Here is a 25,319-nt window from a genome sequence, read left to right on the forward strand (position 1 = left end):
TTTTCGCGCCATCCCCTGTTTGTGGCATTGCCCGGCCTCGTCAAAAAACCAAAGCATTCTCGTGACATATCGGCTAAGTGTGCCTTGAACTTGCCATGAAGAGGGCCCTCAGATTTGATGGTTCCAGATGGTTTTGGCCTTGGCCGTGGGGGAGAGCTTGAAATGACGGATTTTCGTCGTCTGACCGGGATGTTTGTGGCTGCGATCGGCCTGATCCTGTCCGCGCCCCATGCCTACGCCCAGCAGCCCGACCGCGGCGACGAGCCGGGCCTGGTCGCCGACGATGCCTTCGAACTCGATCCGGAGTGGCAGAAGCAGGTCGTCTACTTCCGTACCACCGAAGCGCCCGGCACCCTCATCATCTCGACCGCCGAACGGCATCTCTATCTGGTGCAGCCTGGCGGTCGCGCGATCCGCTACGGCATCGGCGTCGGCCGCGACGGTTTTCAGTGGCAGGGGCTGGTGAACATCACCAACAAGAAGGAGTGGCCGGACTGGACGCCGCCGGCGGAGATGATCCAGCGCCAGCCCTATCTGCCGCGCTTCATGGCCGGCGGGCCCGGCAATCCGCTCGGCGCGCGCGCCATGTATTTGGGCACCACGGTCTACCGCATCCACGGCACCAATCGGCCCGACACGATCGGCACCAAGGTCTCCTCGGGCTGCTTCCGGCTGGTCAACCGCGACGTCGCCGATCTCTACGATCGCGTCCCGGTCGGCACCAAGGTTGTCATCCGGCAGAAGCCCGAGCTCTGATCTCCTCGCCTTAGCGAATATTCCTTTTCCCGATTATTTCGAGAGAGCAACATGATGCGCACTTTTCGTGGCGGCCTGCTGATCGGGCTCGCAGTCGCCGTGCTGGTCGCCGTCCTGGCCATCATCTATGAATTCTACGACACCCGCACGCTGAAGCGCACCGTCCGCCGCGGCGAAGTGCTGTGCGGCGTCAACAAGGGCCTGCCGGGCTTCTCGATCCCCGACGACAAGGGCAACTGGACCGGCTTCGACGTCGATTTCTGCCGTGCGGTGGCCTCCGCGATCTTCAACGACCCGAGCAAGGCGAAGTTCGTCGCGCTGGATGCCAACGAGCGCTTCAAGGAATTGCAGAGCCGAAAGGTGGACATCCTCTCGCGCAACTCGACCTGGAGCATGGCGCGCGAGCTCGACTACGACCTCTATTTCCCCGCGGTCGCCTATTACGACGGCGCAGGCTTCATGCTGCCACGCGCGCGCAACAAGGAAACTGCGCTGGACCTGACCGGCAGCAAGGTCTGCGTCCAGACCGGGACCACCACGGCGCTCAACGTCGCGGATTACTTCCGTGCCAACAACATGAAGTATGAAGAGGTGAAGTTCGACAAGCTGGACGACGTCGTGAAAGCCTACGACACCGGCAAATGCGATACGCTCTCCGCCGACGTCTCCCAACTCTACGCACTGCGGATCAACCTGTCGAAGCCCGGCGACCACATGATCCTGCCGGACATGATCTCCAAGGAGCCGCTCGCCCCCGTTGTGCGTCAGCGCGACGACGACTGGATGATGATCGTGAAGTGGACGCTGTACGCGATGATCAACGCCGAGGAGCTCGGCGTCTCCTCGGAGAACATCGACGAGGCCCTGAAGTCGAAGAAGCCGGAAGTGATGCGGCTGGTCGGCACCGAGGGCAATTACGGCGAGCAACTCGGCCTCACCAAGGATTGGGTGGTCCGCATCATCCGCCACGTCGGCAATTACGGCGAGATGTACGAGCGCAACATCGGCGAGAAGTCGAAGCTGAAGATCCCGCGCGGCATGAACCAGCTGTGGAATGCAGGCGGCGTGCAGTATGCACCGCCGGTGCGGTAAGGGGTCTTTCCGCCGTCATTGCGAGCGAAGCGAAGCAATCCAGGATCTTCCGCAGAGGCAGTCTGGATTGCTTCGTCGCAAGTGCTCCTCGCAATGACGAGCTTGGGGCAAGCGCTGTCCACACTCTCAACTGTCATCGCCCGGCTTGACCGGGCGATCCAGTACGCCGCAGCCTCTCGGTAGATCTCTGCCGTCTCTGGAATACTGGATCGCCCGCCTTCGCGGGCGATGACACCGAATGCGACGCGACGGTGCGCCTCAATACCCCCGCGCACGCGCCAACTGCTCGGTGTGGTAGTTGGCGTCGCCGAACAACTCCTCGCACACGCGCGCGCGCTTCATGAAGAAGCCGATGTCGAACTGGTCGGTCATGCCCATGCCGCCATGCATCTGCACGCCTTCCTGCACCGCGCGCGTGGCGGTGGTGCCGGCGCGGGCTTTTGCCACTGCGACGCTTGATGCGGCCTTGGCGACGTCCGCATCGAGCGCTTGCAGCGCCTTCATCACGGCGGCGCGGGTGATCTCGATGTCGACATAGAGCTCGGCGGCGCGGTGCTGCAGCGCCTGGAATTCGCCGATCAGCTTGCCGAACTGCTTGCGGCTCTTCAGGTACTCGACGGTGCGGTTGAACACCTCTTCGCTCAGGCCCACCATTTCGGAGGCCACAGCGCCGCGCCCGATATTGAGCACGCCGTCGAGCAGCGTGGCGCCCTGGTCGATCTCGCCGAGCACGCTGTCGGCATCGACCTCGACATTGGCAAGCTCGATCCGCGCCGCATTGTGCGCGTCGACCATGATGGTGCGCTCGATCGCAACGCCCTTGGCCTTGGGATTGACCAGGAACAGCGTCAGCCCCTCGTGCTCGCCGGCCGAGCCGGCGGTGCGCGCAGCGACGATGAGGAGATCGGCGACGTGACCGTCGACCACCAGCGCCTTGGCGCCGGAGAGCCTGAAACCGTTGCCGGCGCGTACGGCCTGAAGGTTGGTCTGAAGCGGGCGATGTTTTGCGCCCTCGTCGACCGCAAGCGTCGCGAGCAGGGAGCCGTTGGAGATCTTCGGCAGATATTCCGACTTCTGCGCGGCATTGCCGCCACGGTTCAGCGCCGAGGCCGCGACCACGCTGGTGGCGAGGAAGGGCGACGGCATCAGCGTGCGGCCGATCTCCTCCATCACCACACCGGCCTCGACATAGCCGAGGCCGCTGCCGCCGAACTCTTCCGGCACTAGCAAGCCGGCAAAGCCCATCTCGGCGAAGGAATGCCAAAACTCCTTGGAAAAGCCGGTGGGGTCTTTGCTGTCGCGCAGAAGCCGCAAATGCGACACCGGCGCCTTGTCGCTGATCAACCCGCGCGCGCTGTCGCGGAGCATCGATTGTTCTTCGGTGAGGACGAGGGCCATGGGTGCGTTCCGATTCGAAATCTGTTTTGTCTTGGTCATTCCGGGATGGCCCGAAGGGCCAGGCCCGGAATCCATCAGGGGGCATATACGCGGTGAAATGGATTCCGGGCTCGCGCTTCGCGCGCCCCGGAATGACGGGAAGTCTACGCCCCCGGCAGATCGAGGATGCGCTTGGCGACGATGCCGAGCATGACCTCGGTCGTGCCGCCCTCGATCGAGTTGGCCTTGGTCCGCAGCCAGGCGCGTGGACGGGCGCCTTGCTTCGAACGCTCGCTCTCCCATTCCAGTGCATCGACGCCGCCGGCCGACATCAGGATCTCGTAACGGCGCTTGTTGAGCTCGGTGCCGTAATATTTCATCGCCGAGGAGAACGCGGGATGCGCCTGCCCCGCCTTGGCGAGATCGACCGCGCGCTCGGCGCAGGCTGCAAGGGCGGCTTCATCGACGTCGAAGCTGGCGATCCGGCCGCGCAGCATGGAATCGTCGAGCCGTCCCAGCGAATCGGTGCCGACGGAATCGGCCGCGATCTGGCCGAGCGGACGGCCGACGCCGCGCTCGCCCATGCCTGATATCATCGCGCGCTCATGCTGGAGCAGATATTTTGCGACGTCCCAGCCGCGATTGACGGTGCCGACCACGTGCGATTTCGGCACGCGGACATTGTCGAAGAAGGTTTCGCAGAACGGCGAGTAGCCGGAGATCAGCAGGATCGGCTTGGTCGTCACGCCCTTCGATGTCATGTCGAACAGGATGAAGCTGATGCCGTCATGCTTCTTCGCGGCGGGATCGGTGCGGACGAGGCAGAAGATCCAGTCGGCGTAGTTGGCGTAGGACGTCCAGATCTTCGACCCGGTGATGACGAAATCATCGCCGTCGCTCTCGGCACGGGTCTGCAGCGAGGCGAGATCGGAGCCGGCGTTCGGCTCGGAATAGCCCTGGCACCAGCGGATCAGGCCCGCGGCGATCTTCGGCAGATGCTCCTTCTTCTGGGCATCGTTGCCGTATTTCAGCAGCGCCGGCCCGAGCATCCAGATGCCGAAGCTCGACAGCGGGGGCCGCGCGCCGATTCGTGCCATCTCCGCGCGCAGCACCTTGTGCTCGGCGGCGCTCAGGCCACCGCCGCCGTACTCCTTCGGCCAATCGGGTACGGTCCAGCCCTTGTCGCGCATGCGCTCGAACCAGATGCGTTGCGGCTCGGACGAGAATTTTGCATTGCGTCCGCCCCAGAACACGTCGGCATCGGACGTTGCAGGCTTGCGCATCTCCGGCGGACAATTGGCCTCGAGCCAGGCGCGCGTTTCGCTGCGGAATGTTTCGAGATCGGCGGTCTCAGTCTCGCTGGCCCTGGCGTCAGTCATTGGTCGTTTCCATCAATCTAAATCGGCTTGTTGGCCGCGACTCTGGGCCAAGCTCCCGCGGAATTCAACCACTTCCGTGTCACGCATCCGCTATAGTCGCCGCGACGGCGAAGCTAGAAAACAAAGAGGAAACAACAATGCGCCTGAAACTTCTTTCGCCTGGCGAAATGAACGAGAGCCAGCGGCAGACCTATGACGAGTCGATTGCCGGCAAGCGCGGCAAGCCGCCGGCGCCGATGATGGCCTGGCTCAACAGCCCCGACATGGCCCGCCACGCCACGCGGCTCGGCGAGGTCCTGCGCTACGATACGATCTTCCCCGCGAAGCTCTCGGAGATCGCGATCCTGGTGACGGCGCGGCACTGGACCGCGCATTACGAATGGTACGCGCACAAGCGCCTCGCGCTTGCCGGCGGCATGGCCCCTGACATCATCGATGCCATCCGCGACCGCCGCACGCCCGTCTTCGACGATCCCAAGGGCAAGATGATCTACGACGTCGCAAAGTCGCTGCATGAGGGCCACGGCGTCGAGAAGGGCCTCTATGACGAGGCGGTGAAGCTGCTCGGCGAGCGCGGCGTGGTCGAGGTGATTGGTCTCTGCGGCTATTACACGCTGGTGTCGATGACGCTGAACACGTTTGAGTTCGAGCTGCCGGAGGGCGAGGTGCGGGAGCTGTCGTAAGTTGCCTATCCGGAAACGCTGGGTTTCTGGATAGGCCGGTAGCACTGTCCCAAGCACGCACTTATGTGGAGTTCATCAACGGAGCAGCCGCATGTCGCAGAACCAAGCCGTCGCCGCCGGCACCAGGATCGGCCACGTTCACCTCAAGGTCGCCGATCTCGATCGCGCGCTGGGCTTCTATTGCGGCGTGCTCGGTTTCGAGCTGATGCAGCGCATGGGCTCCGGCGCGGCCTTCATCTCGGCCGGCGGCTATCATCACCACATCGGGCTCAACACCTGGGAGAGCAAGGGCGGCTCGCCGCCGCCGGCGGGCACGACCGGGCTCTATCACACCGCGATCCTCTATCCGACGCGGCCGGCGCTGGCGGATGCGCTGCACCGCGTGCTCTCGGCCGGCATTGCGCTCGACGGCGCCAGCGACCATGGCGTCAGCGAGGCGCTGTATTTGCGCGACCCGGACCAGAACGGCGTGGAGCTGTACTGGGACAAGCCGCGGGAGCAATGGCCGTTCGGGCCGGACGGCAAGCTCGCGATGTTTACGAAGCGGCTGGATGTGGAGGAGCTGCTGAAGCAGCGCGAGGCTTAAACTCAACTCTCTCCTCGTCATTGCGAGGAGCGAAGCGACAAAGCAATCCAGAATCTTTCCGCAGTAGCAGTCTGGATTGCTTCGCTGCGCTCGCAATGACGGAGGATGTTGAACCGACGCCGCGCCTCTACGCAGTCTTCACATGCGGCTTCCCCCGCACCATGATCAACGCCGCCGCCGCCAGCTCCAGCGCAATACACAGATAGAACGGCAGCTCATAGCCACCGGAAAAATCGCGCAGAAGGCCGACCACGCCGGGGCCGAACGCATACGTCACCTGGTTGATCGCGGTGTTGAGGCTGATCAGCACGCCGAACGAGGCGGAATCGAATTCCTGCTGCACGATCAGCGACGGCAGCGTGATGAGATTGCCGACCGAGAAGCCGAACAATGCGCAGGCCGCGATCAGCACGTAATCATTGTGCAAATTGATGACGACGAGAAGCGCCACGGCCTGGCTCAGGAACGACAGCGCCGAGGCGAGCCGCTGGTTGAGGCGGTCGATCACCAGAGAGAACAGCACCCGCCCGATCACCGCCATCGCGGTCAGCGCCGCAACCGCGACGGCCGCGCGCTCGCGCCCGATCACGGGATCGAGGAACGAGATCAGGTGGACGATGAAGCCGACCTGCGCGAACAGCACCAAGGCAAAGGCAATGGTCACAGTGAGGAAGCCGACGTCGCGCAAGGCCTGGCTGCGAATTTGCGCGGATGATTGCGGCTTCGCCTTCGTCGCGGCGCGCCGGCCATGGAGATCGGGCGGGTGGCCGACGACAATCAGGATCACCGGCACGAGCAGCACCAGCATGGCGCCGGCGACGGTAAACATCGCGCTGGCGAAGCCGATGTGGCCGATCAAGGTCACCAGCAGCGGCACGCCGACGATGCCGCCGAAGCTTGCGCCATTCAGCGCGAGGCTGATCGCCATGCCGCGCTTGTGGTCGAACCACAGGCTGATCGTGTTGGTGATCATGGCGAGGCTGGTGCCGGCCCAGCCGAAGGCGAGCACGGCGTTCGCGAGATAAAGTTGCCACGGCTCGCGCACCGCGCCGATCGCGACTGCCGCGGCCGACATCGCCAGCGTCCCCGCGATCAGGCCAAGGCGCGGGCCGTATTTGTTGACGGCTTCGCCGACGAAGACGACGAGCAGCGCGCCGAACAGATAGAAGAACGTCGTGCCGGACGAGATCAGCGAGGCCGACCAGCCGTGCGCGCGCTGGAGCTCGGCGACATAGACGCTCTGGCCGTAGAAGCCGAGCCCCCAGCCGAAGGTCGCGAGCAGGAAGCAGACCGCAACGATGCGCCAACCTTCGTAGCGGAGGGAGGATTCGTCGATGGATGCGTCGTGCCGGGGATTGTCGAGCATTTGCGCTTGTCCTTCGTTTCCCCCGCGAGCGCCGTGCTTCACGCTCGCCTGTTCATGACGAGCATCATGTAACAACCCAAGCCCCGGAAATCACTTCGACCTGGATCGAACTATCAACGCTGCTGACAGCCTCCCGCCAATTCAGATCGCATCCGGGAACTCGCCCATCGCCGCGTCCAGTCGCGCTTTGCGACGGCGGGCAAAGGACGCCAGCGAGAGCACGGCGAGGCCGAGCAGCACCGGCGGGAACACCACCATGTTCACCGCGGACCAGCCGTAACTGGCGAGCAATTGGCCGGACGAGAACGAGCCGATCGCCATCATCCCGAACACCAGGAAATCGTTGAAGGCCTGCACCTTGTTGCGCTCCTGCGGCCGGTGCGTCTCCAAGACCAGCGCGGAGGCGCCGATGAAGGAAAAATTCCACCCCACACCGAGCACGACCAGCGTGGCCCAGAAATGCATCGCGGTGATGCCGGACAGGCCGATGCAGGCTGCGCCAGCCTCCAGCAGCAGGCCGGCGGCAACGACCTTGCGCGCGCCGAAGCGGGCAATCAGCGCGCCCGTGAAGAAGCTCGGCCCGTACATGGCGACGATGTGCCATTGAATGCCGAAATTTGAATCGGAAACGCTCAAGCCGCACAGCTTCATGGCGAGCGGCGCCGAGGTCATCACCAGATTCATCATGGGGTAGGAGATGACGCCGCACAGCGCCGCCGCAATGAAACGCGGCTGGGCCACGATCTCGAGCAGCGGCCGCCCGCCGTGAAGATCGGCCGGTGCTGGCTTCGGCATGTCGACCCCGGCGACGATGCCCATCGCGATGAGCGCGACGGCAGCCTGGACCAGGAAGCTGAAAGCGAACAGATAAGGCTGCCAGACATCCATGGTCCATTGCACGAGCTGCGGACCGAGCACGCCGGCGAACACGCCGCCCGCCATCACCCAGGATACCGCCTTGGGTCGATAGGCAACACTGGCGCCGTCGGCCGCAGCGAAGCGATAGGACTGCGCCACCGCGCCGTAGAGGCCGCCGAGAAAAGTCGCCAGACAGAACAACGGAAACGAAGCGTGCAGGATCGCGAACGAGCCGAGCAGACCGGTCAGCGCGCCCAGACCTGTGCCGACGATGAAAGCCATTCGGCGGCCGAAGCGGCGCGAGATCGCGCCGGTCGGCAGCGTGCCGGCGGCGAGGCCGAGCACGTACATCGAGATCGGCACGGTCGCGAACGAGACGTCGGGCGCGAGCGTCGCGCCGACGATCGCGCCGGTGGCGAAGATCACCGCCGAGTTGGCGCCGGTCAGCGCCTGCGCGGCGGCCAGGCGCACCACATTGGCGCGCACGCGGGTGTCGGCGGCGATCTCATTGGCTGCAGTCACATCCAGCATCGGCATTTCCGCCCCAACGGGCTTTCGAGGGGCTTTTAAAGGCTTTCAAGGGCTCGCTTGATTCCCGGCACTATGGCGGGGCGCGGGAGGCCGGGCAACCGGCGCAAACGGGCGCAGGCCATGTCTCTGACGCAATCGGGCCGATGATAATGGGCCGCGCACTTGACGGTTTGCGCTCGATCAAATCCTATCCGCCGCGACCTTCCGGAGTTTCGTTCATGTCCGTCGACGACAGGCCTACGCTCAGCACTCCCGACGACGATCCCTGGCTCTGGCTGGAGGAGATCGAAGGCAAGCAGGCGCTCGATTTCGTCACGCGGCAGAACAGCCTGACGCTCGAGGCGTTCGGCGGAGCGGCCTTCGCGCGCGACCGTGACATCCTCGCGGCGATCTACGATCGTCCCGACAACATTCCCTATGTCAGCCGGCGCGGCGACGAACTGCACAACCTCTGGAAGGACGCCACCAACCCGCGCGGCCTGTGGCGGAAGACTTCGCTCGCGGAGTTTCGCAAACCGCATCCCACGTGGGAGATCATGCTGGATGTCGACCAGCTCGCCGCAAGCGAAGGCGAGGACTGGCTGCTGAGCGGAATCACCACACAGAAGGGAAGCGCGCGCGCCATTTTGGGCCTGTCGCGCGGTGGCAGCGACGCCGTGACCTTGCGGGAATTCGACCTCGACACCAAGAGTTTCGTCGCGGACGGATTTGCGCTGTCGGAAGCCAAGGGCGGCGCCGATTGGCTCGATGCCGACACGCTGCTGCTGTCGAGCGCCTATGGCGAAGGCATGGCGACGAGCTCGGGATATTCCCGGACGGTTCGGCTGTGGCGACGCGGCCAGCCTATCGATCAGGCGCAGGTAATCATCGAGACCACGGCCGATCATATGGCGATCTCCGGCATCGTCGACGACACCGCGGCGGCGCCGCGCAGCTGGATCGTCGACCAGATCGACTTCTTCAATCATGCGCTCTGGCTGCGCGGCGCGGACGGCACGACGACAAAGCTCGATCTGCCGACCGGCATCTGGTTGCAGGCGCATGGCGACTGGTTCGCGATGAAGCTGCGCGAAGCCTGGTCGATCGAGGGGAAAACCTATGCCGCCGACACCGTGCTCGGCATGTCGCTCTCGGCCTTCCTCGCCGGCAGCCGCGATTTCGCAGTCCTGTTCGAGCCGGAATCTCGCCGCGCCCTGCAAGGTCTGTTCTGGACCGGAGGCAGGCTGGTGCTGTCGATCCTCGACGAGCTCCAGCCGCAATTCGAGATCTGCACGCCGTCCGCCACGAGCTGGAGCCGCGCGTCACTCGGCGGCCTGCCGCAGATCGGCGTGGTCGACATCTGGCCGCTGGATCGCCATCCCTCCGAGAGCAATGGCGACCTGCTTGCCAATGTGCAGGATCCGCTGACGCCGCCGTCGCTGCTGCTGATGGAGCGCGGCGTCGCGAGCCCGACCGTGCTGAAGCAGGCGCCGAAAACATTCAACGCCGACGGCCTCGTGGTGACCCAGCACGAGGCGATCTCGATCGACGGCGAGCGCATCCCTTATGTGCAGACCGGCCCCAGCGGCGAGACCGGCGATGCACCGGTCTATATGAGCGCCTATGGCGGCTTCGCCCATTCGGTGAAGCCGTATTACAACGCATCGCTCGGCAAGCTGTGGCTGGAGCGCGGCGGCACGACAGTGCAGGCGAATTTGCGTGGCGGCGGCGAATTCGGCACGCGCTGGCACGATGCCGGCCGGCTCGCCGGCAAGAAACTGTCGCACGACGATTTCGCAGCCGTTGCCGCCGATCTCGTCCGCCGCGGCGTGACCAAAGCAAAGCGCATCGCCGCGCAGGGTGGATCGAACGGCGGCATCCTCATCACCAACATGCTGGTGCGCTACCCCGAACGTTTCGGCGCGCTGTTCTGCACCATCCCGCTGATCGACATGCGCCGCTACACGAAGCTGCTCGCCGGCGCGAGCTGGATCGCGGAATACGGCGATCCCGACAAGCCGGAGGAGTGGGACTGGCTGAAGACCTACTCCGCCTATCACAACGTCAAAGCCGGCCAACCCTATCCGCCGATCCTGATTGCCACCACGCGGCGTGACGACCGTGTCCATCCCGGGCATGCGCGCAAGATGGCCGCAAAGCTCCAGGCCATGGGCTACGAGGCCTGGTTCTACGAGCCTGAAGCGGGTGGCCACGGCTACGGCAAGGACAACAAGGAACGCGCCGGCTTCGAGGTGATTGGCTTTCGGTTTTTGAAAGAGAAGATCGGGTGGAAGGACGGCGAGGGCTGACGGCCTCTTGATGAATCAGTGGAGCGCAGCAGGCGGGTGCACCTCGCCCGCTTGCGGGAGAGGGAGCGCATCGCCGTTGCGGCTTAACGCGCGAATACCAAGGTCAGATTATTCGCGGGCATGTCGATCGTATCGACGAGGCGAAGACCTGCGCCGCGCGCGAGCGCCTCGACGTCGGCGATATCACGCACGCCCCAGTCGGGATTGCCTTCACGCAACGACGTGTCGAACACGGCATTGCTGAGCGCGATGTGCTTGCCGCCGCGCTTGAACGGGCCGTAGAGGAACAGCTTGCCGTCGGCTCGCAAATAGCGGCCGGCGCCGGCGAACAGGCCCTCGGCGACGCTCCATGGCGCGATGTGGATGACATTGGCGCAGAACAACGCGGCAAGACTTGACGGCGCCTGCCCGCTTTTCATCTCCGGGCACCAATCGGGATCGGTGAGATCGATCCGCAGCGGCGAGCGGATGTTTTTCAGGCCTGAATGAACGCGCCAGGCCTCGATGCTCTTGAGGTGGCGCTGGTTGAGATCGCTGGGCCACCAGATCAGGCCGGGCGTGTGCCGGGCGAAGTAGACCACGTGCTGGCCGGTTCCGCTGCCGAGCTCGACCACGTTGCCGGTGCAGCCGGCGAGATGCTTTTCGAGTGCCGCCCAGAGCGGCTCGTGATTGCGATGAAATGCCGGTGCGTCGAGCCGCCCGTCGGACTCGACCCGACCGCCATCCCTGCCGAATTCGACGACATATTCAGCCAAGTGAGGTCCCCTTGAAAAACGAGAACGCATTGAAAACAGGATGAGCGCCCAAACGCTCAGGAAACAGCCCGCCCGCGCCACGGCTCTTAACTCTCGAGCCAAATCGGCTGAACAAATAATCTCATTAGTTGCAATGGGGAAGATATTAACTTCATTTTGTCGCGTGCATAGTCTTGATTGTCAGGCGGTGCCCTTTGTGCTTTGGAACGCTTCTATTTCGCGATCGAGACCATCGATACAACGCCTCGGAATGACGCCTTGACCGCCCTTTCCCGGACGCCCGTTCTGTTCATCTTGCTGGTCATTGCCGCCGGCCTCGCCAGCCCGGCGTGGGCGCAGTCCGCTGTGGCCGACGGCCAGAAACTCGCTTTCGACCGCGGCAAGGGCAATTGCCTGACCTGCCACGTGATCAAGGGTGGCGACCTGCCGGGAACGATCGGGCCGGAACTGAAGGACCTCAAGGCCAAGTACCCTGATCGCAACGAGCTGGCCGCGATCATCTTCGACGAGACCAAGCGCAATCCGCAGACGATGATGCCGCCGTTCGGCCGGAACCGGATTTTAACCGAACAGGAGATCAGCGCGATCGTTGATTTCCTGCAGACCCTGTGACTTCAGGCACGCCACGAGATTTGGTTGGGAGACCCGAGATGACCATACTCACCGGCCCAAGCGCGACGCGGCGCCTGATCCTTCAGGGCGCAGCTTCGGTCGCGTTGCTCGGCCTCGGCAATCTGCCGTTCGGCGCCGCGCCCGCGCGCGCCGCGGCCAACGACAAATATCCGGAAGAGGCCTTCAGGCAGAAGAGCGAGGCGGACGCCATCAAGGCGCTCTACGGCAAAACCGCCGAGCCGTCCGACAAGGTCAAGCTGGACGCCCCTGAGATCGCCGAGAACGGCGGCGTGGTGCCGATCTCGGTGACGACGACGCTCGACAAGGTCAGCTCGATCTCGTTCTTCGTGGCCGAAAATCCCAGCGCGCTGGCCGCGTCCTACAGGATTCCCGAAGGCACGATCCCTGCTGTCGCCAACCGGCTGAAGATGGCCAAGACCACCAACGTGGTCGCGATCGTGGAGGCCGACGGCAAGCTCTACAGCGCGACCAAAGAGGTCAAGGTCACCGTCGGCGGTTGCGGCGGCTAAGCGAGGAAGACCGATATGGCATCCAGCATTCGCGTTCGCGCCACCGCCAACGGCGATATCACCGAGGTGCAGGCGCTGATCCAGCACCCGATGGATACCGGCTTCGTCAAGGACGCCAAGGGCGAGCTGATCCCGGCGCATTACATCCAGCAGCTGAAATTCGAATGTAACGGCAAGGACGTCTTCGTTGCCGATTGGGGCACCGCGGTCTCGAAGGACCCCTACGTCAAGTTCAGCTTCAAGGGCGCCAAGAAGGGCGACGATCTCAAGGTCTCCTGGACCGATAACAAGGGTACGTCGGACACCACCACCGCGAAGATCTCGTGATGAAGGCCCGCACCTCCATCCTGCTTGGTTCGTTGAGCGCCGCGCTCGTCGCGTTGGCCCTCACCTCTCCGCGCGTGGTGGCGGCCGACAAGGTCGATCCCGTCGCCGATGCCAAGGCGTTCCAGAACTTCTTCTTTCAGAAGTTCCCGACCGTGAAGCACGAGGACTTCGTCAACGGTCCTTATTCCATGAACGAGGACATGAAGCGGCAGTGGCAGGAGAAGGAGGAATTCCCGCCCTACGAGTTCGCGCTCGACGCCGGCAAGGAGATGTTCGCCACCCCGTTCAAGAACGGCAAGACCTATGCCGACTGTTTCCCGAACGGCGGCATCGGCATCCGCCAGAACTATCCTTATTTCGACGAGAAGGACGGCAAGGTCGTCACGCTGGAGCTGGCGCTCAACCGCTGCCGCGAGGCCAATGGCGAGGCGCCCTATTCCTACGTCAAGGACGAGATGGCCTCGCTCACCGCCTACATGGCCTTCACCTCGCGCGGCAAGCCGATGGACATCAAGATCCCCGACGATCCGCGCGCGCTCGCGGCCTTGGAGAACGGCAAGCGCTATTTCTACACCCGCCGCGGCCAGTTGAACTTCTCCTGCGCGAGCTGCCATGTGCAGAGCCCGGGCGAGCGCATCCGCGCCGAGATCCTGGCGCCGGCGCTCGGCATTCTGAACGCGATGCCGATCTACCGCTCCGAATGGAGCGGCATGGGAACGACCAGCCGCCGCTTCGTCACCTGCAACAGCCAGACCCGCGCGGTTCCGCTGGAGCCGCAGGCGGATGAATATCGCGACGTCGAATATTTCCTGTCCTACGTCGCCAATGGCCTGCCGATATCGGGACCGGGAGCGCGGCCATGAAGCGGTCACTTGCTCTCGCCATGCTGCTTGCCCTGAGCCTCGCGCCGGCGGCCCACGCGGCAAATGAGGCAGACTACAAGACCGCCTATTCCGCCGCCGAAGCTGCCGCGAAGGAGGCTGCCGGCTTGCGCCACCAATGGACCGTGACCGTCTCGGCGCTGGCCGCCGCGAAGAAGGCGGCCGATGGCGGCGATTTCGACCGCGCCGTGGCTGCAGCCAGGGAGGCCGAGGCGCTGGCGAAGGCGTCGATCTTCCAGGCGATTTCCGAAAAAGAAGCCTGGAAGGCGATGGAAATCCGCTAGACTGTTCGCTTGTGCAACAGCCTTGCGGCCATGAGAGGGCGCGGAGAATTTCTGGATGGCGATCCGCCGCCGCGATTTCCTGAAGAATGCAGGCCTTGCTGCCGCATCGCTCAGCCTGCCACGGCTTGCGCGCGGTGCTGAGGCCGCGAGCATTTACGACCTCGAACGGTTCGGCAATGCGCGCATCCTTCACCTCACCGACACGCATGCGCAACTCAATCCGGTCTATTTTCGCGAGCCCAGCGTCAATATCGGGATCGGCGAGATGGCCGGACGGCCGCCGCATCTGGTCGGGCGCGCCTTCCTCGACCGTTTCGCCATCAGGCCCGACAGCGCGGACGCCTATGCCTTCAGCTGCTTCGAGTTCGAGAAGTCCGCAGGCCGCTTCGGCAAGCTCGGCGGCTTCGCCCATCTGAAGACGCTGATCGACCGCTTGCGCGGCGATGTCGGCGAAAAACACTCCGTGCTCGTTGACGGCGGCGACCTCTGGCAGGGCTCGGGACTCGCCAACATCATGCAGGGCCGCGACATGGTCGAGGCCGCAAACCTGCTCGGTATCGAGGCGATGACCGGGCATTGGGAATTCACCTACGGCGAGCAGGCGCTGCGCGACAATCTCGCGCGCTTCAAGGGCGAGTTTCTGGCGCAGAACGTTTTCCTGACCGAGGAAGCGGCATTCAACGACGCCGCCGCCTTCGACAAGGCGACGGGGCGCGTGTTCAAGCCCTCCGTGATCAAGGAGCTCGGCGGCCATCGCGTCGCGATCGTCGGCCAGGCCTTCCCTTACGTGCCGATCGCGCATCCCAAACGGTTCACGCCGGACTGGACCTTCGGCATCCGCGAGGAGGAACTCCAGAAGCATGTCGACGGCTTGCGCGGCGCCGACAAGGTCGATGCGGTCATCCTGCTGTCGCACAACGGCATGGACGTCGACCTCAAGCTCGCAAGCCGCGTCACCGGCATCGACGTCATCCTCGGCGGCCATACCCATGATGCGATCCCGCAGCCCATCGCAGTGAAAAATGCGAGCGGGACGACGCTGGTCACCAATGCCGGCTCCAACGGAAAATTCCTTGCCGTGCTCGATCTCGCGCTCGACAAGGGCAAGGTCGGCGACGTCAAATATCATCTGCTGCCGGTCTATTCCGAGCTGTTGAAGCCCGATCCCGCAATGGCGGAACTGATCGGCCGGTTGCGGGCGCCCTTCGTCACCGACTGGTTGGAGAAGATCGCGACGCCCGATCGCCTGCTGTATCGCCGCGACAATTTCGCCGGCCCAGTCGACGAGCTGATCTGCAGCGCGCTGCGCACCGAGCTCAACGCCGAGATCGCGCTGTCGCCGGGCTTCCGCTGGGGCGTCACCGGGCTCTCCGGCCAGGCGCTGACGATGGAGGATTTGCTCGCGGAAACCGCGATCAGCTATCCCGAGACCTATGTGCAGGAGATGACCGGAGCCCAGATCAAGGACGTGCTGGAAGACGTCTGCGACAATCTCTTCAACACCGATCCCTATTACCAGCAGGGCGGCGACATGGTGCGCGCCGGCGGGCTCAGCTACACCTGCATGCCGACAGCGCCGATCGGCGGCCGCATCTCGGAGCTGAAGCTCAATGGCGGCAAGGCGCTCAGTGCCAGCCACCGTTACAAGGTCGCGGGCTGGGCCTCGGTCAACAGCCAGCAAGGCGCGCCGGTGTGGGATGTGGTGGCAAAATATCTGCGCTCGGGCCGGATGTTTCAGGAGCGGCTCGGCTCCGGCGTCACGCTAAAGGGCGTCGAGGGTAATCCGGGCATTGCAGGACAGGGATGATGCGGTCGCAAACCCTATCCGCGATGCTGCTGGCGCTGTTCGCCTGGGCGGCGATGCCGCACGCTTTTGCGCAGCAGGTGCCGCTCCAGGACAAGCCCTTCGCCGAGCACAAGATCGTGCTGCAGCTCTCCGATGGCGATGCCAGGAAGCAGGCTCTGGTGCTCAGCGTCGCCAACAATTTGCTGAAGGCCTACGACCCCGACAAAGTCGCGATCGAGGTGGTGGCGTTCGGTCCCGGCATCGATCTCCTGTTGTCAGGCAGCGAGCGCCGCAAGCAGGTCGAAAGCCTGATCGCGCAAGGCGTACGCTTCGACATCTGCCTCAACACCGTCGACACGATCGAGCGGGAGACCGGCAAGCGGCCGGAGTTCATCCCCGCCGCCACGCCGGTGCAGGTCGGGGTCGGGCAGATCCTGTTTCTCAGCGAGAACGGGTACACATTGGTGAGGCCCTGAGCCTTTTGTCGGGGCAAGGCGTCGCGGCACAGCCGGTGTCATCGCCCGCGAAGGCGGGCGATCCAGTACTCCGAGACGGCGAGGGGTACGGAAGGGGCGCGGCGTACTGGATTCCCCGCCTTCGCGGGGAATGACAGCGGTGGCCAGGTGACACCCACTCGCCCCTCACAGGAATAAAAATCTTCCAAATTTTCTTGCTTACACAGTGAATTGCTTCTCTTGTGAGCCCGAAATGTAGTAGAATCTCCGGGTAATTCACGCCGGGCCTTGCCATGATCTTCCGCCAGCTCTTCGACAGTGTTTCGGGCACCTACAGCTATCTCCTGGCGAGCCGCCCCGGCGGCGAGGCGCTGATCCTCGATCCCGTACTGGAGAAGGTCGACCGCTACTGCCAGCTGCTGCGCGAGCTCGACCTCAAGCTGGTTAAGGCCGTCGACACCCATCTGCACGCCGACCACGTCACCGGCCTCGGCGAGCTGCGCGACCGCACCCATTGCATGACCGTGATGGGCGACCAGACCAAGGCCGACGTGGTGGCGATGCGGGTCGCCGACGGCGACAAGGTGACGATCGAGGGCCTGGCGCTCGACGTGATGTACACGCCCGGCCACACCGACGATTCCTATTCCTATTTGATGGGCGACCGCGTCTTCACCGGCGACACGCTGCTGATCCGCGGCACCGGCCGCACCGATTTCCAGAACGGCTCGTCGCGCGCGCAATACGACTCGATCTTCAACCGCCTGCTCAAGCTGCCGGACGAGACCATGGTGTTCCCGGCGCATGACTACAAGGGCGACACCGTCTCCACCATCGGCGAGGAGAAGCGCTACAATCCGCGGCTCCAGGTGCGCTCGGTCGACGACTATATCGAGCTGATGGCCAATCTGAAGCTGCCCAATCCGAAGATGATGGACGTCGCGGTGCCCGCCAACATGCATGTCGGCCTGCACCAGGAGGAGCTGGAGAAAGAGGGCCGCGCGCTCCGCGCCGTCGAGGCGATCCGCAGCCTCGGCCGTCCCGATATCCTGCTGGTCGATTTGCGCGAGACCAACGAGCGGATGAAGCACGGCATGCTTGAAGGCGCGCTGCATACGCCCTATCCGTCCGTTGAGGACAGCCTCAAGCCCGGCGGCATGCTGCGCGAGGTCGCGGCCGCCACCGGCCGCCGCGTCGTGTTCTTCTGCGCCTTCGGCGAACGCTCTGCGATGGCGGTCGCCGCCGCCAAGGAGGCCGGGCTCACTAACACCGCCCACATCGCCGGCGGCATCGATGCCTGGAAGAAGGCCGGCGGGCCGGTGGTGCACTGACCGTCTTGCCGCCGTTCTTGAGATAAATCAGCAGCTGCCCATATATTCAGGCTAGACGGATGCAGCATCACCATCCGGGACCAGCCATGGCCAAGATCGGCAAGCCGAGCGCGCCGCCGAAAATTGCGGACGACACGCCAGCAAAAGACAAGGCGAAGAAGCCTCCGCCTCCGCTCGACACCGACGACGATGATTACGAGGACGGCGACATGGCGACCCCGAAGCGCGACCGCTACGGGCCGGATGACGAGCCGTTTTGAGGGGCTCGGCTCTTGCCACGCTCTCAACTGTCGTCCTGGCGAAAGCCAGGACGACAATGTGGAGCCACCGTCCTCGCCATTCTCATGACCCCCTCTCGCCCCGCCCCCACTACCAGCCATGGGCCTGCGTTCATGGACAAATAACCGCTCTGCCCGATAGTTTGCGCGTCTCCAAAGGACATAAAACGGAACTGCAATGGTCGACGTTCTCGCCGCACCGCAGCAAGGCAAGGCGGACAGCGCGCTACGCACGCTGACGGGAATCTCGATCGCGCATTGGGTCAGCCATTTCCATCTGCTGGTCCTGCCGATGCTGTTTCCGTTCCTCAAGAATCAACTCGGCGTCGGCTATGTCGAGCTCGGCTTTGCGCTCACCGTGTCGGCCGTGGTGTCGGGGCTGACGCAGGCGCCGACCGGCTATCTCGTCGACCATTTTGGCGCGCGACGGATCCTGCTGGGCGGTCTCACCCTCGGCGGCTTCGCGCTGATCCTGCTCGGCCTGCATCTCAGCTACGCCTCGCTGATCGCCTGCGCCGTGCTGCTTGGGCTCGCCAACAGCGTCTACCATCCCGCCGATTACGCCATCCTTGCCGCGCACATGGACGAAGCGCGGATGGGCCGCGCCTTCTCGATCCATACTTTTGCCGGCTATTTCGGCGGCGCGGTGGCGCCCGCGATCGTCGCCGCGATGGTCATCGTGTCCGGCGGCGCCGGTGCGCTGATCGCATCGGGCGCGATCGGCGTTCTGGTCGCGCTGTTGCTGGTGACGATGAACATTCCCGATGCCGGCGCGCACAAGACCAAGCCGGGCACCGAGAACGCACCTAAACAAGCCGTGATCACGCCGGCGCTGATCACGCTGACGGCGCTGTTCATGCTGCTCAGCCTGTCGGTCGCCGGCATCAACAATTTCGGCGTGGTAGCGCTGATGAGTGGCTATGGCGTCACCTATTCCGCGGCCAACGTCGCGCTCACCGCCTTCCTCGGTGCAAGCGCCGCCGGCGTGCTCGCGGGCGGCTTCCTTGCCGACCACACCGAGCGCCACGGCTATGTCGCCGCCGCCTGCTTTGCCGCGAACGCGGCGATCGTGCTGCTGATCGCGCTGGTCACGCTGCCGGGCTGGGCGCTGATCGCCACGATGGCGACCGCGGGATTCCTCTCCGGCGTGATCGCGCCCTCGCGCGACATGCTGGTGCGCAATGCAGCACCTCCCGGCGCGGCCGGCCGCGCCTTCGGCATCGTCTCCACCGGCTTCAATCTCGGCGGCATCGTCAGCCCGCTGCTGTTCGGCTGGATCATGGACCAGAGCGCGCCGCATTGGGTGTTCGGGGCGTCCGTGATCTTCATGCTCGCGACGGTGGTGCTGTCGCCGTTCACGGAGCGGAAGCGGCGGCCGCAAACCTAATCGTGTCCCGGCCTGGAGCGCAATTGCGCGCCAGGCCAGAACGACGATTGTAATTGGGTTTGGCGGAGCCCGCCCCTTACGTCGGCGACACCGCGCTCTTCAGCGGCGCGGCCTGCGGCGTAGCTCCACCGGTCAGCCTGGCCTTTTCCGTGTTGGGCCAGAGCAGGAGCAGCCCGAGGAGGCCGGAGCCGATCATGATCGCGGCGTTGATGGTGAAGCCGGTCATGTAGCCGTCGAGCATGCTGCCGGCACGCTGGATCACGCTGCCCATCACCAGCGGCGCGATGATGCCCGAAAGCGTATAGAGCGCACCGTAGATCGCGAGAACCGCGCCGCGCTGCGACGTCGGCGTGAACTCGCCAAGCATGGGCGGGCAAACGACGTAGATCGCGCCGCACAGGCCCGAGCCGACCACGAGCAGGGCGATCTGAAGGCCGGCGCCTTGGACGTGCGGCATCATCGCGAGGATCAGGCCGCCGACGATCAGCGGCACCGAGCCGAGCACGCCGCGGGAGATCCGCGACGTGTAGCCGCGTGCCAGCATCACCTGCGAGATCCAGCCCGTGAGAATGACGATGGTCGCCCCGAACACCCAGGGAAGAATCGAGACGAAGCCGGCCTGAGACTGCGAGAAGCCGAGGCCCTTGACGATGAAGGGCGTGAACCAGGTGAGCCCGAGCGACAGCGCCCAATAGGCGCCGAAGGTCGCGGTCACGCAGCCGATGAAGGTGCGCGATGTCAGGAGCTGGAGATAGGGTATTTTCGGCTCGATCACGGCCGATGCGTGGGTGTCCAGCGGGCCTTCCTTGCCGAGTGCGAGCCAGGCGGCGACCCAGATCAGGCCGACGATTCCAAGCGCGCCGAACGCATAGTGCCAGGAATGATTGACGATGATCCAGTTCAGCGCCGGGACCGCCAGGATCACGCCAAAGGCCGAACCTTGCGACAGGATTGCGGTCGGCATCGTGCGCTTCTCGTCAGGGAACCATTTGTAGACTGCGTGCATCGCCACCGAGGCCGCCGGGCCTTCGCCCGCGCCGAGCACGATGCGGCAGATCAGGAGCGTGGTGAAAGAGACGGTGCCGACCATCGGAAACTGCGTCAGCGCCCAGATCACCGCGAGCGTCAACAGCACCCAGCGGGTCGGTACCTTGTTGACGATGAAGCCGACCACGATCGCCGAGATCGAGAACAGGAAGAAGAACGACGAGCCGAGCAGACCGAACTGCTCGGGCTCGAGCTTCAGCTCGGTCATGATCGGAACGCCCGCGAGACCGACGACGATCTTGTCTGCGAAGTTCACCAGCATGAAAAGAAACAGGAGAAATGTAACGGTCCAGGCACCCTTTGGCGTTTCCTCGGACGTTTTCTTGGACGTTTCCTTGGACATCCCCGTCATCTTGCCCGCCGCGGGCTGCGTTGCCTGAGCGCTCATCGTTCTCCCCGTCGTCCCTTTTTGGCACTTTTTTGATTTGGTCCTCTTAGGAGCTAACAACGGCTTCAAGACCAACGCAACCCGGCATTTCCGCAGCAAGTGTGCTACGCAGCAATTCCGCTAATTCCGTCCGGCGCCATTCATCGTGCTGAGCATCCGAAACCTCTCCAAGACGTTCTCTTCGGCCGGTGAGCCGGTCCATGTGCTGCGTGGCGTCGATCTCGACCTCAAGGCCGGCGAACGCGTCGCGCTGACCGGCGAGTCCGGCAGCGGCAAGAGCACGCTGTTGCACCTGATCGCAGGGCTCGATGCCGCCGATGGCGGCACGATCCGACTGGAAGACACCGAGGTCACCAAATTGTCCGATGCGGGACGCGCGGGCCTGCGGCGCGACCGGATCGGCCTGGTGTTTCAACAGTACAATTTGATCCCGAGTCTGTCGGTCGGGGATAATCTGGTCTTTCAGGCACGGATCGCCGACCGCTACGACGCAGCTTGGTACAAGGAGCTGATCGAGCGTCTCGGGCTTGGCGGCCTGCTCAAGCGTTATCCAGAACAATTGTCAGGCGGCCAGCAGCAACGGGTCGCGATCGGCCGGGCCCTGGCGATAAAGCCGTCGTTGCTGCTGGCGGACGAGCCGACCGGCAATCTCGACGAAGCCACTGCCGAGGACGTGCTGGCGCTGACGCGCGACCTCGTCACGCGCACCGGCTGCGGCTTTCTGATGGTGACGCACAGCCTGCATCTGGCCGCGGCACTCGATCGCCACGTCAACCTGCATGCCGGGCGGATCGCATGAGGCGCGCGCTCTGGGTCCTCGCCGTGCTGCTCAGCCATTGGCGGCGCCACAAGATGCAGTTCGCGACGCTCCTGATCGGGCTGATCGCGGCGACCGCGTTGTGGAGCGGCGTGCAGGCGATCAACCAGCAGGCCCGCAACGCCTATGACCGCGCCGCGGCAACCTTCGGCGGCGCGCGCACGCCGATGCTGGTCGCGCCCGATGCCGCGACCTTTCCGCAGGAATTGTTCGTCAAGCTCCGTCGCGCCGGCTGGCCGGTCTCGCCGATGCTGGAGGGCCGGGTCCAGGTCAACGGGCGCTCGGTCCGGCTGCTCGGCATCGAGCCCGTGACGCTGCCGGTCGATGTCGGCAACGCACCGCGCCTCGGCGCCGCCGATCTGAGCAACTTCGTCGCGCCGCCGGGCCAGACGCTGGTGGCACGGGAGACGCTGAACGATTTGCAGGAGCAGGAAGGCGCGGCACCAGCGATCAGCAGCGGCGCAAAACTGCCACCACTGCGCGTGCAGCCGCAGCTGGTGCCCGACGTGCTCGTCGTCGACATCGGCGTGGCGCAGCGGCTCCTCAACAAGCCGGACCAGATCTCGCGACTTCTGATCGGCAAACCGAAGGGCAAGCCCGCGCCATTGGCGAGCGTCGTCGGCGACCGCTTGCAGCGGGTCGAACCGAATGCCGAGACCGAGCTGGAGCGCCTCACCGACAGCTTTCATCTCAACCTCACCGCGTTCGGCCTGCTGTCGTTCTTCGTCGGTCTTTTCATCGTCAATTCCGCCGTCGGCCTCGCCTTCGAGCAGCGGCTGCCGATGCTCCGCACCTTGCGGGCTTGCGGTGCCTCGGCGCGGCTGGTCAACACCGTGCTGGTGGTCGAGCTCGTGGCGCTGTCGCTGGTCGCAGGCCTGATCGGGCTTGCCTGCGGCTATTTCATCGCGGCCGCGCTCTTGCCCGACGTCGCGGCGTCCTTGCGTGGACTCTATGGCGCGCAGATTCCGGGGCAGCTCAGCTTGCGTCCCGAATGGTGGCTCGCCGGGATCGGCATCAGCATTGTGGGCGCGCTTGTTGCCGCGGTGACCAGCCTGATCAAGGCCGTCAGGATGCCGGTGCTGGCGACCGCGCAGCCGCGCGCCTGGCAACAGCGGCAGCGCCGCTGGCTGATCCTGCAAAGCGGAGCTGCCTGCGCCGTGTTCGCGGTCGCGCTGTTGCTGCTCCAGTACGGGCAATCGTTGATCGCGGGCTTTGGCGTGCTGGCGGCGCTGATGCTCGGCGCCGCGTTGATCCTGCCGGCCTTCCTCGACATCATCCTGCGGACCGGGCAGCGTTTCGCGCGAAAACCGCTCGCGCTGTGGTTCTGGGCGGACAGCCGGCAGCAGCTCTCGGGTTTGTCGCTGGCGCTGATGGCGCTGCTGCTCGCGCTCGCCGTCAATGTCGGAGTGTCCACCATGGTGGAAACGTTCAGCCGCACCTTCATCGGCTGGCTCGACGGGCGGCTCGCGGCCGACGTCTACATCAGCGCCTCCGACAATGCGAAAGGTGTCGCAATCCGCAACTGGCTGAAGGAGCGCGGTGATGTCCAGGCGATCCTGTCGGGCGGACGCGCCGAGGCACAGGTGCAGGGCCAGCCGGTCGAGCTGCTCGGCCTGCCCGATCACGCACTCTATCGCGAGCGCTGGCCACTGCTCGAAGCCGCGCCCCGTGCCTGGACCCAGCTCATACCCGGCAATGCCGCGTTCATCAGCGAGCAGCTGAGCCGCCGCCTCAACGTCCGCGTCGGCGACGTCGTTGACGTCCCGGCGCCGGGCGGGACCTGGGAGCTCGACATCGTCGGCATCTATGCCGACTACGGCAATCCCAAGGGCCAGCTTGCAGTGAATGTCGCAGCGCTGATCCGGCAATTTCCGCAGACGCCGCAAACGCGCATCGGCCTCATTGTCGCGAAGGAGAATATCCCCGGCCTGATCGCTGCGCTGCAGAAGCAGTTTGCGCTCGACGACCGCAGCGTTGCCGACCAGGCGACGGTGAAGGCGGAGTCGATCCGGATCTTCAATCGCACCTTTGCGGTGACGTCGGCGCTGAACGCGTTTACGCTCGGCGTCGCCGGGATCGCGCTGCTGACCAGCCTTCTCACGCTGGCGAACTCGCGCCTGCCGCAGCTCGCGCCGCTCTGGGCGATCGGCATCACGCGGCCGCGCCTCGCCGCGATCGAATTGACCAAGACGCTGTCGGTCGCGCTGTTCACCTCGCTCCTGGCCGTGCCGCTCGGGCTGCTGGTGGCGTGGTGCCTGATCGCGATCGTCAACGTAAAGGCGTTCGGCTGGCGACTGCCATTCCACGTGTTTCCGCTGCAACTGGTCGAGCTGGTCGCAGTCGCGCTGGTCGCCTCGTTGCTTGCCGCGCTGCTGCCGATGATACGGCTGGCGCGGATGCAGCCGGCGAACCTCGTCAAGGTGTTTGCCAATGAGCGCTGACAGGATCTCACGGCGCGCTCTATTTGGCGGTATCGCTGCGATCGCGCTTGCACGCCGTGCGGGCGCGCAAGGCTATGCCGGACTCGGCGAGACCGCCGATGGCTTTGCGAAGGTCACGCCCGGGAAGACGTTCGCCTTTCCGGCCGATCACGGGCCGCATCCGGAGTTTCGCATCGAATGGTGGTATCTCACGGCGAATCTCATCGATAGCACCGGCGCGGCTTGCGGCCTGCAATGGACGCTGTTCCGCCAGGCGACGCAGCCGGGACCGCAAGGCGAGGGCTGGGCCAATCGACAGGTGTGGATGGCCCACGCCGCGGTGACGGGCGCCGACACCCACCGCTTCAACGAGTTGTTTTCCCGCGGCGGCGTGGGGCAGGCCGGCGTCACGGCGAAACCGTTTGCGGTCTGGATCGACGATTGGGAGATGACGGGGGCTGAGCGCACCGAGGATCGCACCCTGGCGCCGCTGACGCTGAAGGCCTCAGGTGCCGACTTCAGTTATGCGCTGACGTTGGAGGCCGATCGTCCCGTGGTGTTGCAGGGCGATGGCGGCTACAGCCGCAAGTCGGAGCGCGGGCAGGCCTCCTACTATTACAGCCAGCCGTTCTATCGCGCCCGCGGCACGCTCACCATCGACGACCGGCCGGTCGATGTTTCCGGCCAGGCCTGGATGGACCGCGAATGGAGCAGCCAGCCGCTCGACACCGACCAGACCGGATGGGACTGGCTCTCGCTGCACCTGTCATCCGGCGACAAGCTGATGCTGTACCGGCTGCGCCAGAAGGACGGCCAGAATCATCCGTTCGGGAACTGGATCTCCGCCGCCGGCGACACGCACATGATTGCGGGCGACGACATCCAGATGAGTCCGAAGGCAACCGCCGAGGTCGCGGGACACAAGCTGCCGGTGGAATGGCAGATCGCGATTCCCTCGCGGTCGTTCTCGATTTCCTGCAAGCCGCTCAATCCGAAGGCCTGGATGGGGACCGGTTTTTCCTATTGGGAAGGGCCGATCAGCTTTGCCGGCACGCATGACGGCGTTGGCTATCTCGAGCTGACCGGGTATTGAAGAAGCGCGACC

24 protein-coding genes are annotated in these 25,319 nt (G+C 64.7%); 18 read left to right on the plus strand and 6 right to left on the minus strand.

Translation table 11 applies throughout. From position 1 onward, the window contains the following. Window positions 1–162: 162 nt before the first annotated feature. Entirely contained in the window at window positions 163–756 is a 594-nt protein-coding gene (locus tag N551_RS0104575) for a L,D-transpeptidase (protein ID WP_027565945.1), read from the plus strand. A 54-nt stretch (window positions 757–810) separates the two neighbouring features. Beyond that, window positions 811–1,848 carry an amino acid ABC transporter substrate-binding protein gene (locus N551_RS0104580; protein WP_027565946.1) on the plus strand — a complete coding sequence of 346 codons (1,038 nt, stop codon included), beginning with the start codon at window positions 811–813 and terminating at the stop codon, window positions 1,846–1,848. Window positions 1,849–2,106: 258 nt separating this feature from the next. Here the strand turns inward: N551_RS0104580 and N551_RS0104585 are convergent, their stop codons facing one another. Further along, on the minus strand, window positions 2,107–3,246 hold the full coding sequence (locus tag N551_RS0104585) for an acyl-CoA dehydrogenase family protein (protein ID WP_027565947.1): 1,140 nt from the start codon (window positions 3,244–3,246) through the stop codon (window positions 2,107–2,109). Window positions 3,247–3,389: 143 nt separating this feature from the next. Continuing rightward, window positions 3,390–4,604, minus strand: coding sequence for an acyl-CoA dehydrogenase family protein (locus N551_RS0104590; RefSeq protein WP_027565948.1), 1,215 nt, complete (start codon window positions 4,602–4,604; stop codon window positions 3,390–3,392). A gap of 137 nt (window positions 4,605–4,741) precedes the next feature. On the opposite strand from N551_RS0104590, the gene N551_RS0104595 reads away from it, so the two are divergent. After that, complete coding sequence (locus N551_RS0104595) at window positions 4,742–5,287, plus strand: carboxymuconolactone decarboxylase family protein (protein WP_027565949.1); 546 nt, start codon at window positions 4,742–4,744, stop codon at window positions 5,285–5,287. Window positions 5,288–5,378: 91 nt separating this feature from the next. Next, window positions 5,379–5,873 (plus strand): VOC family protein, encoded by a 495-nt coding sequence (locus N551_RS0104600; RefSeq protein WP_027565950.1) that lies wholly within the window; start codon window positions 5,379–5,381, stop codon window positions 5,871–5,873. A 127-nt stretch (window positions 5,874–6,000) separates the two neighbouring features. Here the strand turns inward: N551_RS0104600 and N551_RS0104605 are convergent, their stop codons facing one another. Next, window positions 6,001–7,239: an MFS transporter gene (locus N551_RS0104605; protein WP_027565951.1), complete on the minus strand. Its 1,239-nt coding sequence runs from the start codon at window positions 7,237–7,239 to the stop codon at window positions 6,001–6,003. A 141-nt stretch (window positions 7,240–7,380) separates the two neighbouring features. Further along, window positions 7,381–8,628 carry an MFS transporter gene (locus tag N551_RS0104610; RefSeq protein WP_027565952.1) on the minus strand — a complete coding sequence of 416 codons (1,248 nt, stop codon included), beginning with the start codon at window positions 8,626–8,628 and terminating at the stop codon, window positions 7,381–7,383. A gap of 218 nt (window positions 8,629–8,846) precedes the next feature. Between N551_RS0104610 and N551_RS0104615 the strand changes: the two genes are divergently transcribed. After that, window positions 8,847–10,916 (plus strand): prolyl oligopeptidase family protein, encoded by a 2,070-nt coding sequence (locus N551_RS0104615; protein ID WP_027565953.1) that lies wholly within the window; start codon window positions 8,847–8,849, stop codon window positions 10,914–10,916. Window positions 10,917–10,999: 83 nt separating this feature from the next. Here the strand turns inward: N551_RS0104615 and N551_RS0104620 are convergent, their stop codons facing one another. After that, complete coding sequence (locus tag N551_RS0104620) at window positions 11,000–11,671, minus strand: DUF938 domain-containing protein (protein ID WP_027565954.1); 672 nt, start codon at window positions 11,669–11,671, stop codon at window positions 11,000–11,002. Window positions 11,672–11,929: 258 nt separating this feature from the next. On the opposite strand from N551_RS0104620, the gene soxX reads away from it, so the two are divergent. The 10 genes from soxX to N551_RS0104670 all read left to right on the plus strand — a co-directional run bounded on the left by soxX (window position 11,930) and on the right by N551_RS0104670 (window position 19,542). Then, window positions 11,930–12,283 carry a sulfur oxidation c-type cytochrome SoxX gene (gene soxX / locus N551_RS0104625; protein WP_027565955.1) on the plus strand — a complete coding sequence of 118 codons (354 nt, stop codon included), beginning with the start codon at window positions 11,930–11,932 and terminating at the stop codon, window positions 12,281–12,283. 38 nt (window positions 12,284–12,321) lie between these two features. Then, complete coding sequence (gene soxY, locus N551_RS0104630) at window positions 12,322–12,813, plus strand: thiosulfate oxidation carrier protein SoxY (protein WP_027565956.1); 492 nt, start codon at window positions 12,322–12,324, stop codon at window positions 12,811–12,813. A gap of 15 nt (window positions 12,814–12,828) precedes the next feature. Next, on the plus strand, window positions 12,829–13,140 hold the full coding sequence (gene soxZ / locus N551_RS0104635) for a thiosulfate oxidation carrier complex protein SoxZ (protein ID WP_027565957.1): 312 nt from the start codon (window positions 12,829–12,831) through the stop codon (window positions 13,138–13,140). After that, a complete protein-coding gene (soxA, locus tag N551_RS0104640) occupies window positions 13,140–14,003 on the plus strand; it encodes a sulfur oxidation c-type cytochrome SoxA (protein ID WP_027565958.1) in 864 nt (287 codons plus the stop codon). Before soxZ ends, soxA begins: the two co-directional genes overlap by 1 nt. Continuing rightward, window positions 14,000–14,305 (plus strand): hypothetical protein, encoded by a 306-nt coding sequence (locus tag N551_RS0104645; RefSeq protein WP_027565959.1) that lies wholly within the window; start codon window positions 14,000–14,002, stop codon window positions 14,303–14,305. Before soxA ends, N551_RS0104645 begins: the two co-directional genes overlap by 4 nt. 55 nt (window positions 14,306–14,360) lie before the next feature. Continuing rightward, a complete protein-coding gene (gene soxB / locus N551_RS0104650) occupies window positions 14,361–16,112 on the plus strand; it encodes a thiosulfohydrolase SoxB (RefSeq protein ID WP_027565960.1) in 1,752 nt (583 codons plus the stop codon). Beyond that, window positions 16,109–16,567 carry a hypothetical protein gene (locus N551_RS0104655; RefSeq protein ID WP_027565961.1) on the plus strand — a complete coding sequence of 153 codons (459 nt, stop codon included), beginning with the start codon at window positions 16,109–16,111 and terminating at the stop codon, window positions 16,565–16,567. Before soxB ends, N551_RS0104655 begins: the two co-directional genes overlap by 4 nt. Before the next feature lie 272 nt (window positions 16,568–16,839). Then, entirely contained in the window at window positions 16,840–17,877 is a 1,038-nt protein-coding gene (locus N551_RS0104660) for an MBL fold metallo-hydrolase (RefSeq protein ID WP_027565962.1), read from the plus strand. Between the two features lie 86 nt (window positions 17,878–17,963). Continuing rightward, complete coding sequence (locus N551_RS37740; protein ID WP_197031101.1) at window positions 17,964–18,137, plus strand: hypothetical protein; 174 nt, start codon at window positions 17,964–17,966, stop codon at window positions 18,135–18,137. 196 nt (window positions 18,138–18,333) lie between these two features. After that, window positions 18,334–19,542 carry an MFS transporter gene (locus N551_RS0104670; protein ID WP_027565963.1) on the plus strand — a complete coding sequence of 403 codons (1,209 nt, stop codon included), beginning with the start codon at window positions 18,334–18,336 and terminating at the stop codon, window positions 19,540–19,542. Window positions 19,543–19,618: 76 nt separating this feature from the next. On the opposite strand, the gene N551_RS0104675 is transcribed toward N551_RS0104670, so the two are convergent. Next, window positions 19,619–20,977 (minus strand): MFS transporter, encoded by a 1,359-nt coding sequence (locus N551_RS0104675; protein ID WP_027565964.1) that lies wholly within the window; start codon window positions 20,975–20,977, stop codon window positions 19,619–19,621. A gap of 145 nt (window positions 20,978–21,122) precedes the next feature. Between N551_RS0104675 and N551_RS0104680 the strand changes: the two genes are divergently transcribed. The 3 genes from N551_RS0104680 to N551_RS0104690 are packed head-to-tail and all read left to right on the plus strand — an operon-like array spanning window position 21,123 to window position 25,307. Beyond that, complete coding sequence (locus tag N551_RS0104680; RefSeq protein ID WP_027565965.1) at window positions 21,123–21,776, plus strand: ABC transporter ATP-binding protein; 654 nt, start codon at window positions 21,123–21,125, stop codon at window positions 21,774–21,776. After that, the gene (locus N551_RS0104685; RefSeq protein ID WP_027565966.1) at window positions 21,773–24,235 is read left to right on the plus strand and encodes an ABC transporter permease; all 2,463 of its coding nucleotides are present in this window, start codon (window positions 21,773–21,775) and stop codon (window positions 24,233–24,235) included. Before N551_RS0104680 ends, N551_RS0104685 begins: the two co-directional genes overlap by 4 nt. Further along, complete coding sequence (locus N551_RS0104690; protein ID WP_027565967.1) at window positions 24,225–25,307, plus strand: lipocalin-like domain-containing protein; 1,083 nt, start codon at window positions 24,225–24,227, stop codon at window positions 25,305–25,307. The genes N551_RS0104685 and N551_RS0104690 overlap by 11 nt, the downstream gene beginning before the upstream one ends. The last annotated feature ends 12 nt before the right edge of the window (window positions 25,308–25,319 follow it).

The organism is Bradyrhizobium sp. URHA0013 (assembly GCF_000518345.1).
Classification (GTDB): Bacteria; Pseudomonadota; Alphaproteobacteria; order Rhizobiales; family Xanthobacteraceae; genus Bradyrhizobium.